This window comes from Castellaniella sp. WN, assembly GCF_054457555.1.
Window position 1 is genome coordinate 452002 of record NZ_JBTKZC010000001.1, and the last position, 19056, is coordinate 471057.

A 19056-nucleotide genomic window follows, 5' to 3' on the forward strand; every position below is an offset into this window, starting at 1 on the left:
GGGGCTATACTGGTTCCAAGGATTGACTGTGGATTCGCCATGGGGTCTTTCAAGTTCGAACAGCATCCAGCCATGTATTTTGCGGATTTCGTACTGTATCCGCTGGTGATCGTGGGCGGGACGGCCGTGCTGATCGGACATGCGCGCGGTTCGGCAGGGGTGTTGCTGGCGGCCGCGGCCCTGGGTTTCCTGGCCTGGAGCCTTGTCGAGTACGTCCTGCACCGGTTCGTCCTTCACGGGTTGAGGCCCTTCAAAAGCTGGCACGAGACGCATCATGAGCGTCCTTTTGCGCTGATCGGCTCTTCCACGCCGGTCAGCATGGCGGCGTTCGTCGTGCTGGTGTTCTGGCCCCTGTCCGCCGTCGCGGGGCCATGGATCGCTTCGGCGGCGACCCTGGGCATGACCGCCGGCTATCTGCTGTATGTGGTCGTCCATCACGCCACGCATCACTGGAAAGCGCGGCCGGACACCTGGATGCAGGCCCGCAAGCGCGACCATGCCCGGCATCATCGACCGGGCGCCGCAGGCTGGTACGGCGTCACCACGCCGTTCTGGGATCATGTCTTCGGGACCGACGAGTCCGCCGGCAAGCCATGATCAGCGCCCGCGTCCCCAGCGCCGGTGCAGCCGCTGCGCGGTGGCGTCCAGCAGGAAACCCAGCGCGCCGATCAGCACGATCACGGCCATCAGCTCGGAATAGGCCAGGCGATCGCGGGTGTCCAGGATGAAATAGCCCAGGCCGGAACTGACGCCCAGCATCTCGCAGGGCACCAGGATGATCCAGACGATGCCGATGGCCAGGCGCAGCCCGGTCAGCATGTGGCCCAGGGAGCCGGGGATCACGATCTTCCAGAGGATCTCCGAGCGCGTGGCGCTCAGGCTGCGCGCCAGCATCAGCCAGCGCGGATCCAGCTGCCGCACGCCCGCGCTGGTGTTCAGGATGATGGGCCAGACGGCGGCGAAGCTGAGCAGGAAATAGATGGGCGCGTCGCCGATGCCGAACAGCATCACGGCGACCGGCATCCAGGACAGGGGCGAGATCATGCGCAGGAACTGGAAGGCGCCGCTGGTGGCCAGTTCCAGCTTCTGCGAGGCGCCGATGGCGAGTCCCAGGGGGATGCCGAACACCAGCGCCCAGAACAGACCCACAGCCACGCGCCGCAGGCTGACCAGGGTGTGCACCGTCAACTGGTTGTCCAGGACCAGGTGGACCAAGCTGGGCAGGGCCTTCAGCGGCGAGAACAGGCCGGCCATGGCCGCTTCCCCGCCGATCATGCCGATGCCCGCGGCCCAGAGCAGCAGCAGGACCAGCAGTCCGCCCAGGCTCAGGGCCAGGCGTCTGGGAGCGGGCAATGGGGAGGTGCGCGTTTTCATGGATGGACGGGACACTAGGTGACCGAGAAGGTTTCCGTGCGCGTGTAGCCCTCGATCCCGAAAGCGGCCGGCCCGCCCTGGGCCTCGATGGCCTTGCGCACGTAGCGATCGTCCACCAGGTCGCGGGCGACGTGGGCGGGATCCAGCTCTTTCAGGAAAGCATTTTCGCCCAGCACGTAGGTGGTCTTCAGCAGTTCCACCAGCTTTTCCGTATAGCTTGGGAAGGGATAGGGTTGGAAGTCGATGCGCTGTTCCTTCCAATCAGTATGGCGGATCGCGCCGCTGCGGGCGTATTCCGCGTCGCGCTCGGGCGAGGCCAGCAGCACCCGCGCCAGGGTCGAATGCTCGTGCGGGGTGTAGTCGGCGGGGTTGCCGCGCTCCAGGATTTTCACGGTTTCCTCGCGGTGGCCGCGGGTCCAGGCCTGCGCTTCGACGATGGCGTCGACGACCTTCTGGGACCATGCGGGGCGCTCCTGCAGATCGCGCTCGTGCATCGTGACCACGCAGCAGGCATGGTTGCGCCAGACGTCGCCGGTGAAGCGCCAGACCTTGCCCACGCCAAGCTCCTCGGCCTTGGCGTTGAACGGCTCGGCCACGATGTAGCCGGAAATCCGTTTCGTGCCCAGGGCGGGGAGCATGTCGCCGGGCGACATGACTACCAGCTTGACCTGCTGTTTCGTCGGCTCGCCGTCGCTGATGAATTCCAGCCCGGCCTCGCGGAGCATTGCCTGCAGGACGATGTTGTGCACTGAATACCAGAACGGGATGGCGACCGTGGTGCCGCCCAGGTCGGCGAGGCTGGCGATGTCGGGCCGCACGGTCAGGCAGGAGCCTTCCATGTGGTTCCAGGCGACGACCTTGGCGGGGGACTTGCTGCCATAGCGTGACCAGATGGTCATGGGCATGAGCAGGTGGACCGCGTTCACCTGACCGCTCAGAAAGGCTTCGACGATCTGCGACCAGCTGCGGAAGCGGCGCGGTTTCTCGACCTGCAGCCCGCGCTTTTCGAACAGGCCGTTGTAGTGGGCCACCAGCAGCGGCGTGGCGTCGGTGATCGGCAGGTAGCCGATGCGCACCGGCGCGTCCGGTTCGGCGGCGCGCGCGGCCCGGCCGGCCTGCAGCAGCGGCAGGGCGCCGGCCATCGTGAACAGCGAGGACAGTTTCAGGAATTGCCGGCGGCCGGCCTGGGCGCTGGCGGCGGTGCCGCAGCAGGAATCGATGAGCTTCAGGGGCATGATGCGAGGTTTTTAGAAGGACGGGCGGCGCGCAGGGACTGCAGGATTTCGACACGCAGCGCGGTCAGCCGGGGGTCGGTTTCGTCGCGGGGGTGGGGCCAGCCGGGCCGCCATTGGCCGATCAGGCGGCCCGGTTGGCCGCCCAGCAGCAGGATGCGGTCGGCCAGCAGCAGGGCTTCGTCGATGTCGTGAGTCACCAGGATCGCGGCGGCGCGGTGGCGCGCGCTGACTTCCAGCAGCAGGGTCTGCATTTCGCCGCGGGTGACTTCGTCCAGGGCGCTGAAGGGCTCGTCCAGCAGCAGGATTTCGGGCGCGCGCGCCAGGCTGCGGGCCAGGGCGGCCCGCTGGGCCATGCCACCCGACAGTTCGTCCGGGTAGCGCCCCCGGGCGTGTGTCAGGCCGACTTCGGCGATGGATTGCTGCACGCGCTGGCGGCGCAGCGCTTCATCCAGCCGGGGCTGGTGGCGGAAATCCAGGCCGAAGGCGACATTCTCCTCCAGCGTCAGCCAAGGCAGCAGGCAGGGGTCCTGGAAGACGAAACCGACGTCGGGCGCGGGACCGGCCAGAGGCCGGCCGTGCAGACGGACCTGACCGGCCAGAGGCCGCTGCAGGCCCGCCAGCACCCGCAGCAGCGAGGACTTGCCGACGCCGCTGGGACCCAGCAGGGCGACGATCTCGCCCGCCTGGAGTTCCAGGGAAAAATCCTGCAGGATGCGTTGGGGGCCAGCGCCTGGCCGCGCATAGCCCAGGGCCACGTTTTTGGCACCGAGCACGCCGGCCTGAGGGGCGGTGGACTCGGTGGCCGGCCCCGACAACGCCGTGGCTAGACTCATCGTTCAGGCCGCCCGCTGTTCGAGCGCGTGGATTTCCTTGCGCAGGTGCTTCAGGGCCGGCGTCACGATGGCGACGAACAGGGCTTCGCGCAGGCGGCGCTGGGCGGGATGGCTCATCAGATAGCCGGCGGCTCCCGCGTGCAGGGCGGCCGATTGCGTGGCCCGCAGGCCGAGCTCGGACGCGCGGGCGCGGGCGCGCAGGATGTCCAGGGGCAGCGCGTCCGGGTCCAGGCGGGCGAGACGCACGGTTTCCGCCAGCAGAATCTCGAGATCCCGACCGAGCGTGTCCTCCTGGTCGTCCAGGAAGGTGTTGACGTGGCTCAGGCGCTGATTGGTCGCATGAATGGTTTCCAGGCTGGCCCGGACCAGTCCCAGGCCCATGCCGATCTGCATCAGCAGGAAGCCGGGCTTGATGCGGCCGATATAATCCTCGAAGACTGCGGGTTCGGCCAGCACGTCTTGCGCGGGAATCCAGACGTTCTTCAGGTGCACGCCGTAGGTGCCGGTGCCTTCCATGCCGGCGAAGGCCGGGCAGGGGCGCAGTATCGGCGCAGCCGGCCCCGGCGGCGCGGCGAACATGATGTAGCCGCCTTCTTCCACGGCCGCGGCGGCAATGACCAGGTGGCCGGATCCCAGATTCGAGACCCAGGGCAGCGCGCCGTTCACGCGGTAGCCTTCGCCGTCGCGCCGCGCGCGCAGATTGATGCGTTCGATGCCGGCGAGATGCTTGACGCAATTGGACATGCCGGTGCCGGCCAGGATCTCGCCTCGGACGATGGGAGCCAGGTAGCGTTCGCGTGCGGCGGCGTTGTCGGTCTGCCGCAGGTACCAGGCGCAGGCCGACTGGCACCAGGCCAGGAAGGCCGTGGAGCCGCAGACGCGCCCGACCCGGGCGATGATGTCGATCTGGGCCGCGAGGTCCAGGCCCAGGCCGCCCGATTCGACGGGCAGCGCGGCGCCGAAGCCGCCCAGGCGGCCCAGCGCGCGCATGAAGTCGCCCGGATACCGGCCCTGGTCGATGGCGTCCGCCTGGGGCGCCAGGGCATCCCGGATCAGGGCGTCGATGCCGTCGCCATGGACGGCGGGCAGCAGGTCGATGGACATGCGGGCCTCCAGGATCAGGCGTAGGCCTGCAGTTCCGGGTTGATGGGGGTGCGGGCCAGATTGTTGGCGTAGTTGCACAGCGTGGCCAGACTCACGCCCAGCACCACATCCAGCGCCTGGGCGTCGCCGTAGCCTGCCGCGCGCAGGTCGGCCAGAGCCTCGTCGGGTACTTGGCCACGGTGCTCCAGGACCTGAAGGGTGAATTGCGCCAGGGTATTGAGCTTGGGATCGGACAGGGCCTGGGTGCCGCGCAGGGCCTCGACCAGTTCCTGGGGCAACTGCAGCTTCTTGTAGGCGAGCTTGGTGTGGCCGGCGACGCAGAATCCGCAACCGTTATAGGTGGCTGCCGTGATCTGCACGACTTCGCGCTCGGTGGGGGTGAGGCTGTTGCGGCCGTTGATCGCGCCGACGACCTGATAGGTTTCCAGGGCGGTGGGCGCATTGGCCAGGACGCCCAGCAGGTTGGGCAGGAAGCCATTGGCCTGGGCGGCGGTGCGCAGGCGGCCCTGAGCTTCGGTGGGGGCGGATTCGACGGATTGGATGGGGAGGCGGCTCATGGCGCGGATCTTGTGAACGGGAAGGTATAAGACCCACCCATTCTAAGGATCGCTATCCTCATGCCGAACGAATATAAGAGTATTAAATTATTCAGCCTTGGAATATGTAGGAAAATCAGCGGCCGGAGGCGCGCCTTCTCGCCGGGCGGACGAGGACCGCTCGCGGCTTTCCGGGAACCGATCAGGACGTCTCGGTCTCGCCCAGCGCCTCGATCTCCGTCTGCAGGTCCAGCCAATCCTCCTCGTGACCCTGCAGCGCCTTGTTCAGCTCGCCGTGTTCGGCCATGAGGCCGGGGCGGGCATCCTTGTGGGCGTCGGTGTAGAAGTCCGGATCGGCCATCAGCGCGTCCAGTTCCGCCAGCCGGGCCTGAGCCTTGGCCATCGCGTCCTCGACCCGCTTCAGGCGGGCTTCCAGCGGCTTGCGGCGGGCGGCCAGTTCCTGCCGCGCCTGGGCCTGCTCGCGGCGCTGCGCCTTGCGGTCCTGGTTCGGGGCCGCCGCGCGCGCGACCTGGCTGCGCTGTGCCTGGCGCTGCTGCAGCCAGTCGCGGTAGTCCTCCAGGTCGCCGTCGAAGGGCTGGACCCGGCCGTCGGCGACGATCCAGAAGCTGTCCACGGTGGTGCGCAGCAGGTGCCGGTCGTGGGATACCAGCAGCACGCTGCCCGGGAATTCGGCCAGCGCGCGCGCCAGTGCCTCGCGGGTGTCCACGTCCAGGTGGTTGCTGGGCTCGTCGAGCAGCAGCAGGTTGGGTTTGCGCCAGACGATCAGGGCCAGGGCCAGGCGTGCCTTTTCCCCGCCGGAAAAGGGCGCCACCGGCTGGCTGACCATGTCGCCGCCGAAGCCGAAACCGCCCAGCATGTTGCGCAGTTCCTGCTCGCGCGTGTCGGGAGCGATGCGGACGAAGTGCTGCAGCGGGCTCAGTTCCGGATCCAGCACGTCCAGCTGCTGCTGGGCGAAATAGCCGATCTCCAGGCCCTTGGCCGGACGGTAGCCGCCCGCCAGAGGCTGCAGTTCGCGGGCCAGGGTCTTGACCAGGGTGCTCTTGCCGGCGCCGTTGACGCCCAGGATGCCGATGCGGCTGCCGCCGCGCACCATCAGACCCACGTCCCGCAGGATGGCGCGCGGCGCGCCGTCGCCGCCCGCCGCCGGGTAGCCCAGGGCCGCGTCCTCCAGCGTCAGCAGCACGTCGGGCGTCTGCGCGGGCTCGGGCAGGCGGATGTCGATGCCCGATTCCACGGCCAGCGGCGCCAGGGTCTGCATGCGCGCCAGGGCCTTGACCCGGCTCTGCGCCTGTTTGGCCTTGGTGGCCTTGGCCTTGAAGCGGTCGATGAAGGACTGCAGGTGGGCCGCCTCGCGCGTCTGGCGCTGGATCGCCAGGCGGTTCTGGCGCAGCCGCTCGGCGCGTTGCTCCAGGAACGACTCGTAGTCGCCCTTGTAGCGCACCAGCTTGTCCTGCTCGAAGTGCAGGATCACGCGCGCCACCGCATCCAGGAATTCGGTGTCGTGGGAAATCAGCAGCACCGTGCCCGGATAGCTGGCCAGCCAGCGTTCCAGCCACAGCATGGCGTCCAGGTCCAGGTGGTTGGTGGGCTCGTCGAGCAGCAGGAGGTCGGAGGGCGCCATCAGCGCGCGCGCCAGGGCGATGCGCATCTGCCAGCCACCGGAAAAACTGGCGACCGGGCGGGTCCATTCGTCGGGGGCGAAGCCCAGGCCGGCCAGCAGCTGCTCGGCGCGTGAAGGCGCGCTCCAGGCCTCGGCCTCGATCAGGGCGGCCTCCAGTTCGGCGATCGCCTGGCCCTGGTCGGGGTCCAGGGCGGCGCGGCGCGCCTGCAGGTCGCGCAGAGGGCGGTCGCCATCGATGACGAACTCGCGCGCCGGACGGTCGGTGTCGTGCAGGATCTGCTCGACGCTGGCCAGCCGCCAGGACGCGGGGATGTCCAGCGTGCCGGCGTCCGGGTCGATATGGCCTTGCAGCAGAGAAAACAGCGAGGACTTGCCCGCGCCGTTCTTGCCGACGATGCCGACGCGCTCGCCGGGGTGGACGACGAATTCGGCGTTTTCCAGCAGAACCTTGACGCCGCGCCGCAGGGTCAGGCCGGCGGCGCGGATCACGGGGCCAGCTGCGCGCGGCGCAGCAGCAGGATCTGGCCGGTGGTGGCGGCGGTGTCCAGCCAGACGGGTTCCAGCCCGGGGAAGGCGGCCTCGAAGTGCATCCGCTCGTGGCCGATTTCCAGCACCAGCAGGCCTTCGGGCACCATGTGGCGGGGCGCGTCGGCCAGGATGCGGCGCACCAGGTCCATGCCGTCGGCACCGCCCGCCAGCGCCAGCCGGGGCTCGTGCCGGTATTCGGGTGGCAGCGCCTTCATCGATTGTTCGTTGACGTAGGGCGGGTTGCAGACGATCAAGTCGTAACGGCGGTCCGCCGGCACCTGGGCCAGCAGGTCGCTGCGCAGTGTCTGGACGCGGTCGCGCAGGCCATGCAGTTCGATGTTCGATTGCGCCACCGCCAGAGCATCGGCGGACACGTCCACCGCGTCCACGGCGGCGTCGCGGAAGGCGTGGGCCGCCAGGATCGCCAGGCACCCCGATCCGGTGCACAGATCCAGTACCCGGCCGATCGTGTCCGGATCGTCGATCCAGGGCGCCAGGCCTTCGGTCAGCAATTCCGAGATGGGCGAGCGTGGCACGATCACGCGCTCGTCCACCAGGAAGCGTTCGCCCTGCAGCCAGGCCTCGCCCGTCAGGTAGGCCGCGGGCTTGCGCGTGTTGATGCGTTCGTGGATCAGATCGACGCAGCGCAGCCGCTCGCGTTCCAGCAGGCGCGCGTCCAGGAAAGGGTCGAGCGTGTCGGGCGGGAGGTGCAGGCCGTGCAGCAGCAGGTAGGCGGCCTCGTCCCAGGCGTTGTCGCTGCCGTGGCCGAAGACCAGGCCGGCGGCGTGGAAGCGGCTGATGGACCAGCGCAGCAGGTCGCGCAGGGTCAGGAGTTCGGTGTGGGGGGAGGGCATGGTGTGCGTGAGAAATATGATCGGTCGCGCCTGTCCGGCGCGGGCCGGGACGAGGGTCAGGCCAGCAGCTTCTCCAGCATGCGACGGTAGATGTTCTTCAGCGGCGCAAGGCTGTCCAGGGGGATGTGTTCACCCGTCTGATGGATGGTCCGGTTCAGCGGGCCGAATTCGACGACCTGTGGACAGATCCGGGCGATGAAGCGTCCGTCCGAGGTTCCACCTGTCGTGGACAGTTCCGCCTGGGTGCCGGTTTCCTCGGCGATGGCAGCCTGCAGGGCCCCGCACAGTGTACCCCGGGGGGTCAGGAAGGGCAGGCCGCCGATCGTCCAGGCGATGTCGTAGTCCAGACCGTGGCGATCCAGCAGGGCCGCCACGCGGGTTTGCAGACCGTCCGGCGTGCTCGCGGTCGAGAAGCGGAAATTGCAGTCGATCGTCGCGGTGCCGGGGATGACGTTGCCCGCGCCGGTGCCGGCGTGCAGGTTCGAGACCTGGAAGGTGGTGGGCGGAAAGTATTCATTGCCCTCGTCCCAGCGGGTCGCCGCCAGTTCGGCCAGGGCGGGCGCCAGTTCGTGGATCGGGTTGCGGGCCAGGTGCGGATAGGCCACGTGGCCCTGGATGCCGCGCACCGTGATCCGGGCCGACATCGAGCCCCGGCGGCCGTTCTTGATCGTGTCGCCCAGCGCCTGCGCCGAGGTCGGTTCGCCGACGACGCAGTAATCGGGCCGTTCGCCGCGCGCTTCCAGGGCGCGGCAGACGTGGATCGTGCCGTCGGTCGCCGGACCTTCCTCGTCGGAGGTGAGGAGCAGAGCGATCGAGCCCGGGTGGTCCGGGTGGGCGGCGATGAATTCCTCGGCGGCGACCACGAAGGCGGCGATCGAGGTCTTCATGTCGGCGGCGCCCCGGCCCGTCAGCATGCCGCCGGTTTCCGCGGGGACGAAGGGCGGGCTGGGCCATTCGGCCTCGGGCCCCGGAGGCACGACGTCCGTGTGGCCCGCGAATACCAGCAGCGGGGCCGTCGCGCCGCGCCGTGCCCAGAGATTGCTCACCGGCCCGCTGGGCAGCGATTCGCAGACGAAGCCCAGCGGCCGCAGGCGATCCGCGATCAGATCCTGGCAGCCGGCGTCGTCCGGTGTGACGGAGGGACGGGCGATCAGGGCACGGGCCAGGGCGAGGACGTCGGCGTTTGCCATGCTTCTTGGCTCCTTGAATCGTGTGGACCGGCCGCGGGGCCTAGTGTCCTGTCTGGTTGGTTTGGTCACTTAAATTCGGATGCATGGCCAGCCCGGGCGCCGAAGGTAAGGATCGGAATTAGCCAGACAGGACACTAGGCCCGCAGCAGGTCGTTGATGCTGGTCTTGGCGCGGGTCTTCGCGTCCACCCGCTTGACGATCACCGCGCACGCCAGGCTGTGGCTGCCGTCGGCTGCAGGCAGCGAACCCGGTACCACCACGGAGCCGGCCGGCACGCGGCCGTAGTGGATTTCGCCAGTGGCGCGGTCATAGATGCGCGTGCTCCGGGAAATGAAGACTCCCATGGCCAGCACGGAATTTTCCTCGATGATCACACCCTCGACGATTTCGGAGCGCGCACCGATGAAGCAGTTGTCTTCGATGATGGTGGGGCCGGCCTGCAGGGGCTCCAGCACCCCGCCGATGCCCACGCCGCCCGACAGGTGGACGTGGTTGCCGATCTGTGCGCATGAGCCCACCGTCGCCCAGGTGTCCACCATCGTGCCTTTGCCCACGCGCGCGCCGATGTTGACGTAGGAGGGCATCAGCACCGCGTCGGGCGCGATGTACGCGCCATGCCGCACCGTGGCGGCCGGCACGACGCGGAAGCCACCGCGCTGGAAATCGTCGGGGCCGTAGTCCTGGAATTTCAGCGGGACCTTGTCGTAGTACAACTGAGGCGCCTGGCCCATGACGCGGTTGTCGGCCAGCCGGAAGGATAGCAGCACGGCTTTCTTGATCCACTGGTGGACCTGCCACTGGCCGTCGATCTTTTCCGCCACGCGCAGCGTGCCGTCGTCCAGGCCGGCGATGACCTGGTCCACGGCATGGCGCAGGGCTCCGGGAGCCTGGACGGGAGTCAGGGACGCGCGGGCTTCCCAGGCGGTTTCGATGGTGTCTTGAAGCGATGGATTCATGGTCGTCCGGTGCGGCGTTGATCACGGAAGCCGGGCGACGCGCGCGGGATGCGCCGTGGTGCGAACGGAGAGACTTGAACTCTCATGCCTTGCGGCGCCAGAACCTAAATCTGGTGCGTCTACCAATTCCGCCACGTTCGCCAGGCAAGCTGACCATTATAACGTGATTTGACGAGGTTTCCCGGACTACGGATCCTCTGAACAAGCCGTCGCGCCGCATGTATCTGTGGCTTCGGGCCGTCTGCCGTGTCGCAGACCCACCCCGTCGCTTGCAAGCGGCCGGGGCACTGTGCCCGGACTCATCCTCGAGATCGCACCGGCTGTCGCTGCGGTCCGCGTCTTGCATCCGGCCCAAATCCACGGCGCCCGCTTTCCGCCCGGCTTATTCAAGGGGGCTACGGGTCGCTCCACTTTCCGCTAAAATACCCCGTTTATTGTTCATCATTCAATAGGTCCCGAATGCAGCCCGTGGTTGAAAAATTGTCCGGCCTGGAACGCCGTGTTGATCTGACCGTCTCGGTCGCCGACATCGAAAAGGAAGTCCAGGCACAGCTCAAGCGCGTCGCCAGGACGGCGAAGGTGCAGGGCTTTCGCCCCGGCAAGGCGCCCCTGTCGGTGATCGAACGCAGTCATGGCCCGTCGGTCCGCTACGACGTGATCAACACCCAGATCGGCAAGTCCCTGGACAAGGCCATCCAGGACGCGAACCTGCGCGTGGCAGGCTCCCCCAGCCTGGAACCCAAGGTCGAAGGCGCCGAAGACGGCGTGATGGCGTTTTCCGCCACCTTCGAGGTCTATCCCGAGATCCAGCTGCCGGATCTGTCGTCCCTGAAGATCACCCGCAATACCATCCAGGTGGGTGATGCCGAGGTACAGCAGACCATCGACATCCTGCGCCGCCAGCGCACGGTCTTCAAGCCGGCCGCCGACCGCGCCGCGCAGAGCGGCGACCGCGTCACCCTGGACTTCGCCGGCACCATCGACGGCGTGGCCTTCGAGGGCGGTTCCGCCCAGGATTTTCCTTTCGTGCTGGGCCAGGGCCGCATGCTGCCCGAATTCGAAGCCGCCGCCACCGGCCTGAAGGCCGGCGAGACCAAGACCTTTCCTCTGGCTTTCCCGGAAGATTACGGCAGTCCCGCCGTGGCCGGCAAGCAGGCTGAATTCACCATCACCGTGAAGGAAGTCGCCGAGCCCGATCTGCCCGAGATCGACGCCGATTTCGCCCGCGCTCTGGGCCAGGCCGAAGGCGACGTGGACGCGCTGCTGGCCGACGTGCGCACCAACGTCGAGCGCGAGGCCCAGGCCCGCGTCAAGAACCGCACCAAGGCCAGTGTCATGGACGCCCTGGCGGCCGCCTGCGACTTCGATCTGCCCAAGGCTCTGGTGGACAACGAGGTTGCCAATCGCACGGCCGCCGCGCGCGAGGAACTGAAGCAGCGTGGCCTGCCCAACGCCGACAGCATTCCCATCCCGGAAGACACCTTCCGTCCGGAGGCCGAGCGCCGTGTGCGCCTGGGTCTGCTGGTAGCCGAGCTCATCAAGTCCGCCGATCTCAAGGCCAGGCCGGAACAGGTCCGTGCGCGCATCGAGGAATTCGCCAAGAGCTACGAGCAGCCCGCCCAGGTGGTGGCGTACTACCTGTCCGACCGCCAGCGCCGCGCCGAGATCGAGTCGCTGGTCCTGGAGGACAACCTCGTCGAGCACGTCCTGGCATCCGCCCAGGTCACTGACGAGGCCGTCGACTTCGACTCTTTGATGGGTGCCCGCTGACATGAACCGGTTCACCGATTTCTACGCGTCGATGTACGGCGGGGACTCGGTCGTCCCCACCGGCCTGGGCTATGTGCCCATCGTGATCGAGCAGTCCGGCCGCGGAGAGCGGTCCTACGACATCTACTCGCGCCTGCTGCGCGAGCGGGTGATCTTCTTCGTGGGGCAGGTCAACGACCAGTCGGCCAATCTGGTCGTGGCGCAACTGCTGTTCCTGGAATCGGAGAACCCCGACAAGGACATCTCGCTGTACATCAATTCCCCGGGCGGCTCGGTCTATGCCGGCATGGCGATCTTCGATACCATGCAGTTCGTCAAGCCCGAGGTCTCCACCCTGTGCACCGGACTGGCCGCCAGCATGGGCGCATTCCTGTTGGCCGCCGGCGCCAAGGGCAAGCGCTACGCGCTGCCCAATTCCCGCATCATGATCCACCAGCCCTCGGGCGGTGCCCAGGGACAGGCCTCGGACATCCAGATCCAGGCGAAGGAAATCCTCAGCCTGCGCGAGCGTCTGAACGGCATCCTGGCCGAGCGCACCGGCCAGGACATCGAGCGCATCGCCGTGGACACTGAACGTGACAATTTCATGTCCGCCGACGAAGCGCGGGAATACGGACTGATCGACAAGGTACTGGTTTCGCGCACCGACGAAGCCAAGTGATTGGATAGCCATGACCGAAAAAAAGGGTTCCAGCGAGGACAAGGCATTGCATTGCTCCTTCTGCAATAAAAGCCAGCACGAAGTCCACAAGCTGATCGCCGGGCCTTCCGTCTTCATCTGTGATGAATGCATCAGCCTGTGCAACGACATCATCCGCGAGGAGTCCCAGGACGCGGCGCGGGCCGCCGTGCGCAAGGAACTGCCCACGCCGCAGGAAATCAAGTCCTTCCTGGATGGCTATGTCATCGGCCAGGAAACGCCCAAGCGCAATCTGGCGGTGGCGGTCTACAACCACTACAAGCGCATCCGCTACCAGGACGCCAAGGACGGCGACGTCGAGTTGTCCAAGAGCAACATTCTGCTGATCGGGCCGACCGGCTCGGGCAAGACCCTGCTGGCGCAGACCCTGGCGCGCATGCTGGACGTGCCCTTCGTGATGGCCGACGCCACCACGTTGACGGAAGCCGGCTACGTCGGCGAGGACGTCGAGAACATCATCCAGAAGCTGCTGCAGAACTGCAACTACGAGGTCGAGAAGGCCCAGCGCGCCATTGTCTACATCGATGAGATCGACAAGATCGCGCGCAAGTCCGACAATCCGTCCATCACCCGCGACGTCTCGGGCGAGGGTGTGCAGCAGGCCCTGCTGAAGCTCATCGAAGGCACGGTCGCCTCGGTGCCGCCGCAGGGCGGGCGCAAGCATCCGAACCAGGATTTTGTCCAGGTCGATACCACCAACATCCTGTTCATCGTGGGTGGCGCCTTCGACGGCCTGGAAAAAATCATCCGCGATCGCAGCGAACGCTCCGGCATCGGCTTTGCCGCCACGGTGCGCGCGCGCTCCGAGCGCGGCGTGGGCGAATTGTTCGCCGAGGTCGAGCCGGAAGACCTGATCAAGTTCGGCCTGATCCCGGAGCTGGTCGGTCGCTTGCCGGTGGTCGCCACCCTGGAGGAGCTGACCGAGGACACGCTGGTGCGCATCCTCACCGAACCGCGCAACGCCGTGGTCAAGCAATTCCAGAAGCTGTTCGAGATGGAGGACGTCGAGCTGGATGTGACGCCCGAAGCCCTGACGGCGATCGCCCGCCGGGCCATCAAGCGCCGCACCGGCGCACGGGGCCTGCGCTCCATCATGGAGCAGTCGCTGCTGGGCACGATGTACGAGCTGCCCTCGCGCCAGGACATCAATCGCGTGATCCTGGAAAAAGACGCGGTCGAAGGCCAGGCCGCGCCGACGCTGGTCAAGGGCCCCCGGCCCGACCGCCAGACGGAAGACAAGCCTCTGCGCTCCGCCGCCGCCTGAGCGCATGCCGAAGCTCGATCCCGGCCCTCCGGGCCGGGGCTGGGCGCGGCCGGTACCATGCCCGCCTCCCGGGGCGGGCGTGCTTCGGGCTCCGTCCCGAGGCCGGTTCCCGTATACTGACGATGTGCCTCCGGCTCTTGAAAAGCGCCTGTGCGGCACCATATCACCAGCAGGCACTATGCGAAAAAGGAAGCCCGTGCTTCCTTTTTCTTTCAGATTCAATCGCTTGAGGAATCAATCATGTCTGCTAGCCAGATTCTGACCCAGGAACCTGTGGAACTGCCGCTGTTGCCGCTGCGCGACGTCGTGGTCTTTCCCCACATGGTCATCCCCCTGTTCGTGGGGAGGCCGCGTTCCATCAAGGCGCTCGAGCTGGCGATGGAAGCCGGCAGCAGCGTGATGCTGGTGGCTCAGAAGGCCGCCAGCAAGGACGAACCCACGCCCGACGACTTGTATGAAATCGGTTGCGCGGCCAACATCCTGCAAATGCTGAAGCTGCCCGACGGCACCGTCAAGGTGCTGGTCGAAGGCCTGCAGCGCGCCCGCGTCCATGAAGTCACCGACGCGGAATCGCATTTCTCGGCGCGCGTTTCCGGCATCGACGAGGACCAGTCCGACCAAGCCGAGGCCGAGGCCCTGCGCCGCGCCGTCGTGGCCCAGTTCGAGCAATACGTCAAGCTGAACAAAAAGATCCCCCAGGAAATCCTGACTTCCCTGGCCGGGATCGAGGACGCCGGCCGCCTGGCCGACACCATCGCCGCCCATCTGCCCCTGAAGATCGAGCAGAAGCAGTCCCTCCTGGACATGTCCGGCGCCGCGCGCCGCCTGGAAGCCCTGCTGGCCCAGCTGGAATCGGAAATCGAGATCCTGCAGGTCGAGAAGCGCATCCGCGGCCGCGTGAAGAAGCAGATGGAAAAGAGCCAGCGCGACTACTACCTGAACGAGCAGGTCAAGGCCATCCAGAAGGAACTGGGCGAGGGCGAGGAAGGCGCCGACATCGAAGAGCTCGAACGCCGGATCGCGTCGGCGCACCTGCCCAAGGAAGCCCGCAAGAAGGCCGACGCCGAACTGAAGAAGCTCAAGCTGATGTCGCCCATGTCGGCCGAGGCCACCGTGGTGCGCAATTACATCGATACGCTGCTGGGCTTGCCGTGGCGCAAGAAGAGCCGCGTCAACAACTCCCTGAAGAACGCCGAGGAAGTCCTCGACGCGGACCATTACGGCCTGGAAAAGGTCAAGGAGCGCATCGTCGAGTATCTGGCGGTGCAGCAGCGCGTGGACAAGCTCAAGGCGCCGATCCTGTGCCTGGTCGGGCCCCCGGGCGTGGGCAAGACCTCGCTGGGCCAGTCCGTGGCCCGCGCGACCAACCGCAAGTTCGTGCGCATGGCGCTGGGCGGCGTGCGCGACGAGGCCGAGATCCGCGGCCACCGACGCACCTACATCGGCTCCATGCCGGGCAAGATCCTGCAGAACATGGCCAAGGTCGGCGTGCGCAATCCGCTGTTCCTGCTCGACGAGATCGACAAGCTGGGTGCGGATTTCCGCGGCGACCCGTCCTCGGCCCTGCTGGAAGTGCTCGATCCGGAACAGAATCACACCTTCCAGGATCACTACATCGAAGTCGATTTCGACCTGTCGGACGTGATGTTCGTGGCCACCAGCAACACGCTGAACATTCCGCCGGCCCTGCTCGACCGGATGGAAGTCATCCGCCTGTCGGGCTATACGGAAGACGAGAAGGTCCACATCGCCTTCGATCATCTGCTGCCCAAGCTGATGAAGAACAACGGCGTCAAGGAAGGCGAGCTGAGCATTGCCGAGGACGCGGTCCGCGATATCGTGCGCTACTACACGCGCGAGGCCGGGGTGCGCGCGCTGGAACGCGAAATCTCCAAGATCTGCCGCAAGGCCGTCAAGCGCCTGCTGAGCGTCGGCGATCCGGACCGGAAGAAGGCTGGCGGCCAGGCCGCGATCTTGGTGGACGCTTCCAATCTGAACGATTTCCTGGGCGTGCGCCGCTTCAGTTTCGGCATGGCCGAAAAGGAAGACAAGGTTGGACAGGTCACCGGCCTTGCCTGGACCGAAGTCGGCGGCGATCTGCTGACCATCGAGGCGGCGGACATGCCGGGCAAGGGCGTGGTCCTGCGCACGGGCTCGCTGGGCGATGTGATGAAGGAATCGGTCGAGGCCGCCCGCACGGTGGTGCGCGCCCGCGCCCGCAAGTGGGGCATCGTCGACCAGGCCTTCGAGAAGCGCGATTTGCACATTCATTTCCCGGAGGGTGCCACACCCAAGGACGGTCCTTCGGCCGGAGCCGCCATCACTACGGCCATGGTGTCGGCGCTGACCGGCATCCCGGTGCGTGCCGATGTCGCCATGACGGGCGAGATCACCCTGCGCGGCGAGATCCTGGAAATCGGCGGCCTGAAGGAAAAGCTGCTGGCGGCGCATCGCGGCGGCATCAAGACCGTGATGATCCCGGAGGAAAACGTCAAGGATCTGGCGGAAATCCCGGACAACGTGAAAAACCACCTGGAGATCATTCCGGTGCGCTGGATCGATCGGGTGCTGGAAGTCGCCCTGCAGCGCATGCCCGTACCCCTGTCCGACGAAGAAGTCGCCCGCCTGGCGGCCGAGGCGGTCGCCGCCGCCAAGCCGGCGGAAGCCGGCAGCGGCGGGGTGATGAAGCACTGACGCCGCAAGAGGGCATCGCTTCTGGTGCGTCAGGCAAAACGGCCAAGGGCTCCCTGTTCGGGGAGCCCTTGGCGTTCCGGCGTTCGGCGTGTTTGCTGATGGATGGCGCAAGCGGGTGCGTGGTGCTCGCCGGTCAGTGCAGTGCGGTGGTGCGGATCAGGCCGACGGCGATGCCCTCGATGGCGAATTCGTCGCCCGGGCCCACGTCGATGGGCTGGAAGTCCGGGTTTTCGGGCAGCAGGCGGATGCGGCGGCCCTGGTGGTCCAGGCGTTTGACGGTGACGTCATCGCCCAGGCGGGCGACCACGATCTGTCCGTGGCGCGCCTGGGGCGTGCTGCGCACGGCTAACAGGTCGCCGTCCAGGATGCCGGCGTCGCGCATGCTGCTGCCGCGCACGCGCAGCAGGTAATCGGGCGCGGACTCGAACAGGTGTGGAGCCAGGGGGATCTCGCGTTCGACGTGTTCGGCCGCCAGGATGGGGCTGCCGGCGGCGACGCGGCCTACCAGCGGCACCAGGTGGTTGCCGGACGGCGCAATCCAGGCCGGGGCGCCGGGCAGGGGGCCGGGCACGCGAGCCGGGGCGGAGCCGGCCGGAATGTCGTCCGGAGATGGGTCGGTGATCGCGAGGGTGCCCGCTGGGGCGTGGGCGAGGGCCGGCGCCCCGGCCTGCTCGATGAGCTGGATACCGCGCGAAGTGGCCGCCGACAGGCGGATGTAGCCCTTGCGTTCCAGGGCACGCAGATGGTCTTCGGCCGCATTGGCCGAGCGGAATCCCAACTGGCGGGCGATTTCGGCGCGGGTAGGGGGGCGGCCGGCCTGCCGGATGGACTGCCGGATGATGTCCAGGATCTGGGACTGTCGGGCGGTGAGTTTCAGGGCCATGTCGCGCTACTGGATGAAAACACAGCCCGTATTGTGTCCGAAGCGGTCCCGAAACGCAAGCGCGGCGCGGGAGGCGAGCCCCCCCCCCCCCCCCCCCCCCCCCCCCCCCCCCCCCCCCCCCCCCCCCCCCCCCCCCCCCCCCCCCCGCGACAGCCGGTTCCGGCTACTTGATCACGCGAGCGATCGCCTCGGCGACGTAGTCGATGTTGCCGCTGTTCAGGGCGGCTACGCAGATGCGGCCGCTGCCGACGGCGTAGATGCCGAAGTCCTCGCGCAGGCGGTCCACCTGGGCCTTGGTCAGGCCGGAGTACGAGAACATGCCGCGCTGGGCCTTGACGAAGCTGAAGTCCTGGTCCACGCCCTGGGCCTGGATCTTCTCGACCAGTTGGTGGCGCATGGAGCGGATGCGGTCGCGCATGCCGGCCAGTTCCTCGGCCCACTGCGCGTACAGTTCGGGCGTGTTCAGCACGGTCGAGACCAGGGCGCCGCCATGGGTGGGCGGGTTGGAGTAGTTGGTGCGGATGACGCGCTTCAACTGACTGAGTACGCGGGTGCTTTCCTCGTCGCCGCCGGTGACCAGGGTCAGGGCGCCGACGCGCTCGCCGTACAGCGAGAAGGACTTCGAGAACGAGGAACTGATGAACATGGTCATGCCCAGGTCCGCGAACAGGCGCACCACGGCGGCGTCTTCTTCGATGCCCGCGCCGAAGCCCTGGTAGGCGATGTCCAGGAAGGGCACCAACTGGCCGGCCTGCAGCGCGCGGGCGATTTCCCGCCATTGTTCCAGGGTGGGATCGACGCCCGTGGGGTTGTGGCAGCAGGCATGCAGTACCACGATGGTGCCGGCGGGCAGGGCGCGCAGCGAGGCCAGCATGCCGTCGAAGTCCAGGCCGTGCGTGGCGGCGTCATAGTAGTCGTAGCTGACGACAGGGAAGCCGGCGGCGGAGAACAGGGCCTGGTGGTTGGCCCAACTGGGGTTGCTGATGGCGACCTTGGCGCCGGGCAGGATTTGTTTGAGGAAGTCGGCGCCGACCTTCAGCGCGCCAGTGCCGCCCAGGGTCTGGACCGTCAACGAGCGATGCTCGGCGATCAGTGGCGAGCCGGCGCCCAGCAGCAGGGTGCGAGCGCCGTTGTTGTAGCCGGGAATGCCGTCGATCGGCAGGTAGTTGCGCGGCTCGGCCTGCTCGAACAGGCGGGCCTCGGCCTGGCGGACGGCCTTCAGCAGGGGGATGCGGCCCGCGTCATCGTAGTAGACGCCGACGCCGAGATTGACCTTGGTGGACCGGGTGTCGGCCTTGAATTGTTCGTTCAGGCCCAGGATGGGGTCGCGCGGAGCGAGTTCGACGGATGCGAAGATGGAGGACATGGAATACCGTAGGGACAAGGAAAAGGGGCTGGAGATCCCGTGAACCGGTCCGCCCGTCCCGCCGGCCATTCCGGCAAGAGGCGCGTCGGACGAGGGGGCTGATTCGAAGGATTCCTTGGTCTCGAAG

The 19056-nt window shown here is 67.3% G+C and carries 16 protein-coding genes and 1 tRNA gene; 5 read left to right on the forward strand and 12 right to left on the reverse strand.

Annotation, left to right across the window (positions count from 1 at the left end; genetic code table 11):
• Positions 1-39: 39 nt before the first annotated feature.
• Entirely contained in the window at positions 40-597 is a 558-nt protein-coding gene (locus ACTPOE_RS02060) for a sterol desaturase family protein (RefSeq protein ID WP_458870537.1), read from the forward strand.
• On the opposite strand, the gene ACTPOE_RS02065 is transcribed toward ACTPOE_RS02060, so the two are convergent.
• The 10 genes from ACTPOE_RS02065 to ACTPOE_RS02110 form a co-directional block, all read right to left on the reverse strand.
• Positions 598-1374, reverse strand: a complete 777-nt coding sequence (locus ACTPOE_RS02065; protein ID WP_458870538.1) for an ABC transporter permease — start codon at positions 1372-1374, stop codon at positions 598-600.
• A 14-nt stretch (positions 1375-1388) separates the two neighbouring features.
• Positions 1389-2609 carry an ABC transporter substrate-binding protein gene (locus tag ACTPOE_RS02070; RefSeq protein ID WP_458870539.1) on the reverse strand — a complete coding sequence of 407 codons (1221 nt, stop codon included), beginning with the start codon at positions 2607-2609 and terminating at the stop codon, positions 1389-1391.
• The gene (locus ACTPOE_RS02075) at positions 2600-3442 is read right to left on the reverse strand and encodes an ABC transporter ATP-binding protein (protein ID WP_458870540.1); all 843 of its coding nucleotides are present in this window, start codon (positions 3440-3442) and stop codon (positions 2600-2602) included. Before ACTPOE_RS02075 ends, ACTPOE_RS02070 begins: the two co-directional genes overlap by 10 nt.
• Before the next feature lie 3 nt (positions 3443-3445).
• Positions 3446-4546 (reverse strand): acyl-CoA dehydrogenase family protein, encoded by a 1101-nt coding sequence (locus ACTPOE_RS02080; protein ID WP_458870541.1) that lies wholly within the window; start codon positions 4544-4546, stop codon positions 3446-3448.
• A 14-nt stretch (positions 4547-4560) separates the two neighbouring features.
• Complete coding sequence (locus tag ACTPOE_RS02085; RefSeq protein WP_458870542.1) at positions 4561-5103, reverse strand: carboxymuconolactone decarboxylase family protein; 543 nt, start codon at positions 5101-5103, stop codon at positions 4561-4563.
• Between the two features lie 181 nt (positions 5104-5284).
• Positions 5285-7213 (reverse strand): ABC-F family ATP-binding cassette domain-containing protein, encoded by a 1929-nt coding sequence (locus tag ACTPOE_RS02090; RefSeq protein ID WP_458870543.1) that lies wholly within the window; start codon positions 7211-7213, stop codon positions 5285-5287.
• Positions 7210-8106, reverse strand: a complete 897-nt coding sequence (gene prmB, locus ACTPOE_RS02095) for a 50S ribosomal protein L3 N(5)-glutamine methyltransferase (RefSeq protein ID WP_458870544.1) — start codon at positions 8104-8106, stop codon at positions 7210-7212. Before prmB ends, ACTPOE_RS02090 begins: the two co-directional genes overlap by 4 nt.
• A 56-nt stretch (positions 8107-8162) precedes the next feature.
• Complete coding sequence (gene dapE, locus ACTPOE_RS02100) at positions 8163-9296, reverse strand: succinyl-diaminopimelate desuccinylase (RefSeq protein ID WP_458870545.1); 1134 nt, start codon at positions 9294-9296, stop codon at positions 8163-8165.
• Positions 9297-9430: 134 nt separating this feature from the next.
• Positions 9431-10252, reverse strand: a complete 822-nt coding sequence (gene dapD, locus ACTPOE_RS02105) for a 2,3,4,5-tetrahydropyridine-2,6-dicarboxylate N-succinyltransferase (RefSeq protein ID WP_458870546.1) — start codon at positions 10250-10252, stop codon at positions 9431-9433.
• A 56-nt stretch (positions 10253-10308) separates the two neighbouring features.
• Positions 10309-10393, reverse strand: a tRNA-Leu gene (locus ACTPOE_RS02110).
• Positions 10394-10711: 318 nt separating this feature from the next.
• Here ACTPOE_RS02110 and tig point away from each other — a divergent pair.
• The 4 genes from tig (at position 10712) to lon (ending at position 16680) form a co-directional block, all read left to right on the forward strand.
• Entirely contained in the window at positions 10712-12022 is a 1311-nt protein-coding gene (gene tig / locus ACTPOE_RS02115; RefSeq protein WP_458870548.1) for a trigger factor, read from the forward strand.
• A gap of 1 nt (position 12023) precedes the next feature.
• Complete coding sequence (clpP, locus tag ACTPOE_RS02120) at positions 12024-12683, forward strand: ATP-dependent Clp endopeptidase proteolytic subunit ClpP (RefSeq protein ID WP_458870549.1); 660 nt, start codon at positions 12024-12026, stop codon at positions 12681-12683.
• A gap of 10 nt (positions 12684-12693) precedes the next feature.
• Positions 12694-13986, forward strand: a complete 1293-nt coding sequence (gene clpX, locus ACTPOE_RS02125) for an ATP-dependent Clp protease ATP-binding subunit ClpX (RefSeq protein ID WP_458870550.1) — start codon at positions 12694-12696, stop codon at positions 13984-13986.
• Between the two features lie 240 nt (positions 13987-14226).
• The gene (gene lon / locus ACTPOE_RS02130) at positions 14227-16680 is read left to right on the forward strand and encodes an endopeptidase La (protein ID WP_458870551.1); all 2454 of its coding nucleotides are present in this window, start codon (positions 14227-14229) and stop codon (positions 16678-16680) included.
• 133 nt (positions 16681-16813) lie between these two features.
• Here the strand turns inward: lon and lexA are convergent, their stop codons facing one another.
• Positions 16814-17563, reverse strand: coding sequence for a transcriptional repressor LexA (gene lexA, locus ACTPOE_RS02135; protein ID WP_458870552.1), 750 nt, complete (start codon positions 17561-17563; stop codon positions 16814-16816).
• Positions 17564-17726: 163 nt separating this feature from the next.
• Complete coding sequence (locus ACTPOE_RS02140; RefSeq protein WP_458870553.1) at positions 17727-18929, reverse strand: amino acid aminotransferase; 1203 nt, start codon at positions 18927-18929, stop codon at positions 17727-17729.
• Positions 18930-19056: the final 127 nt, after the last annotated feature.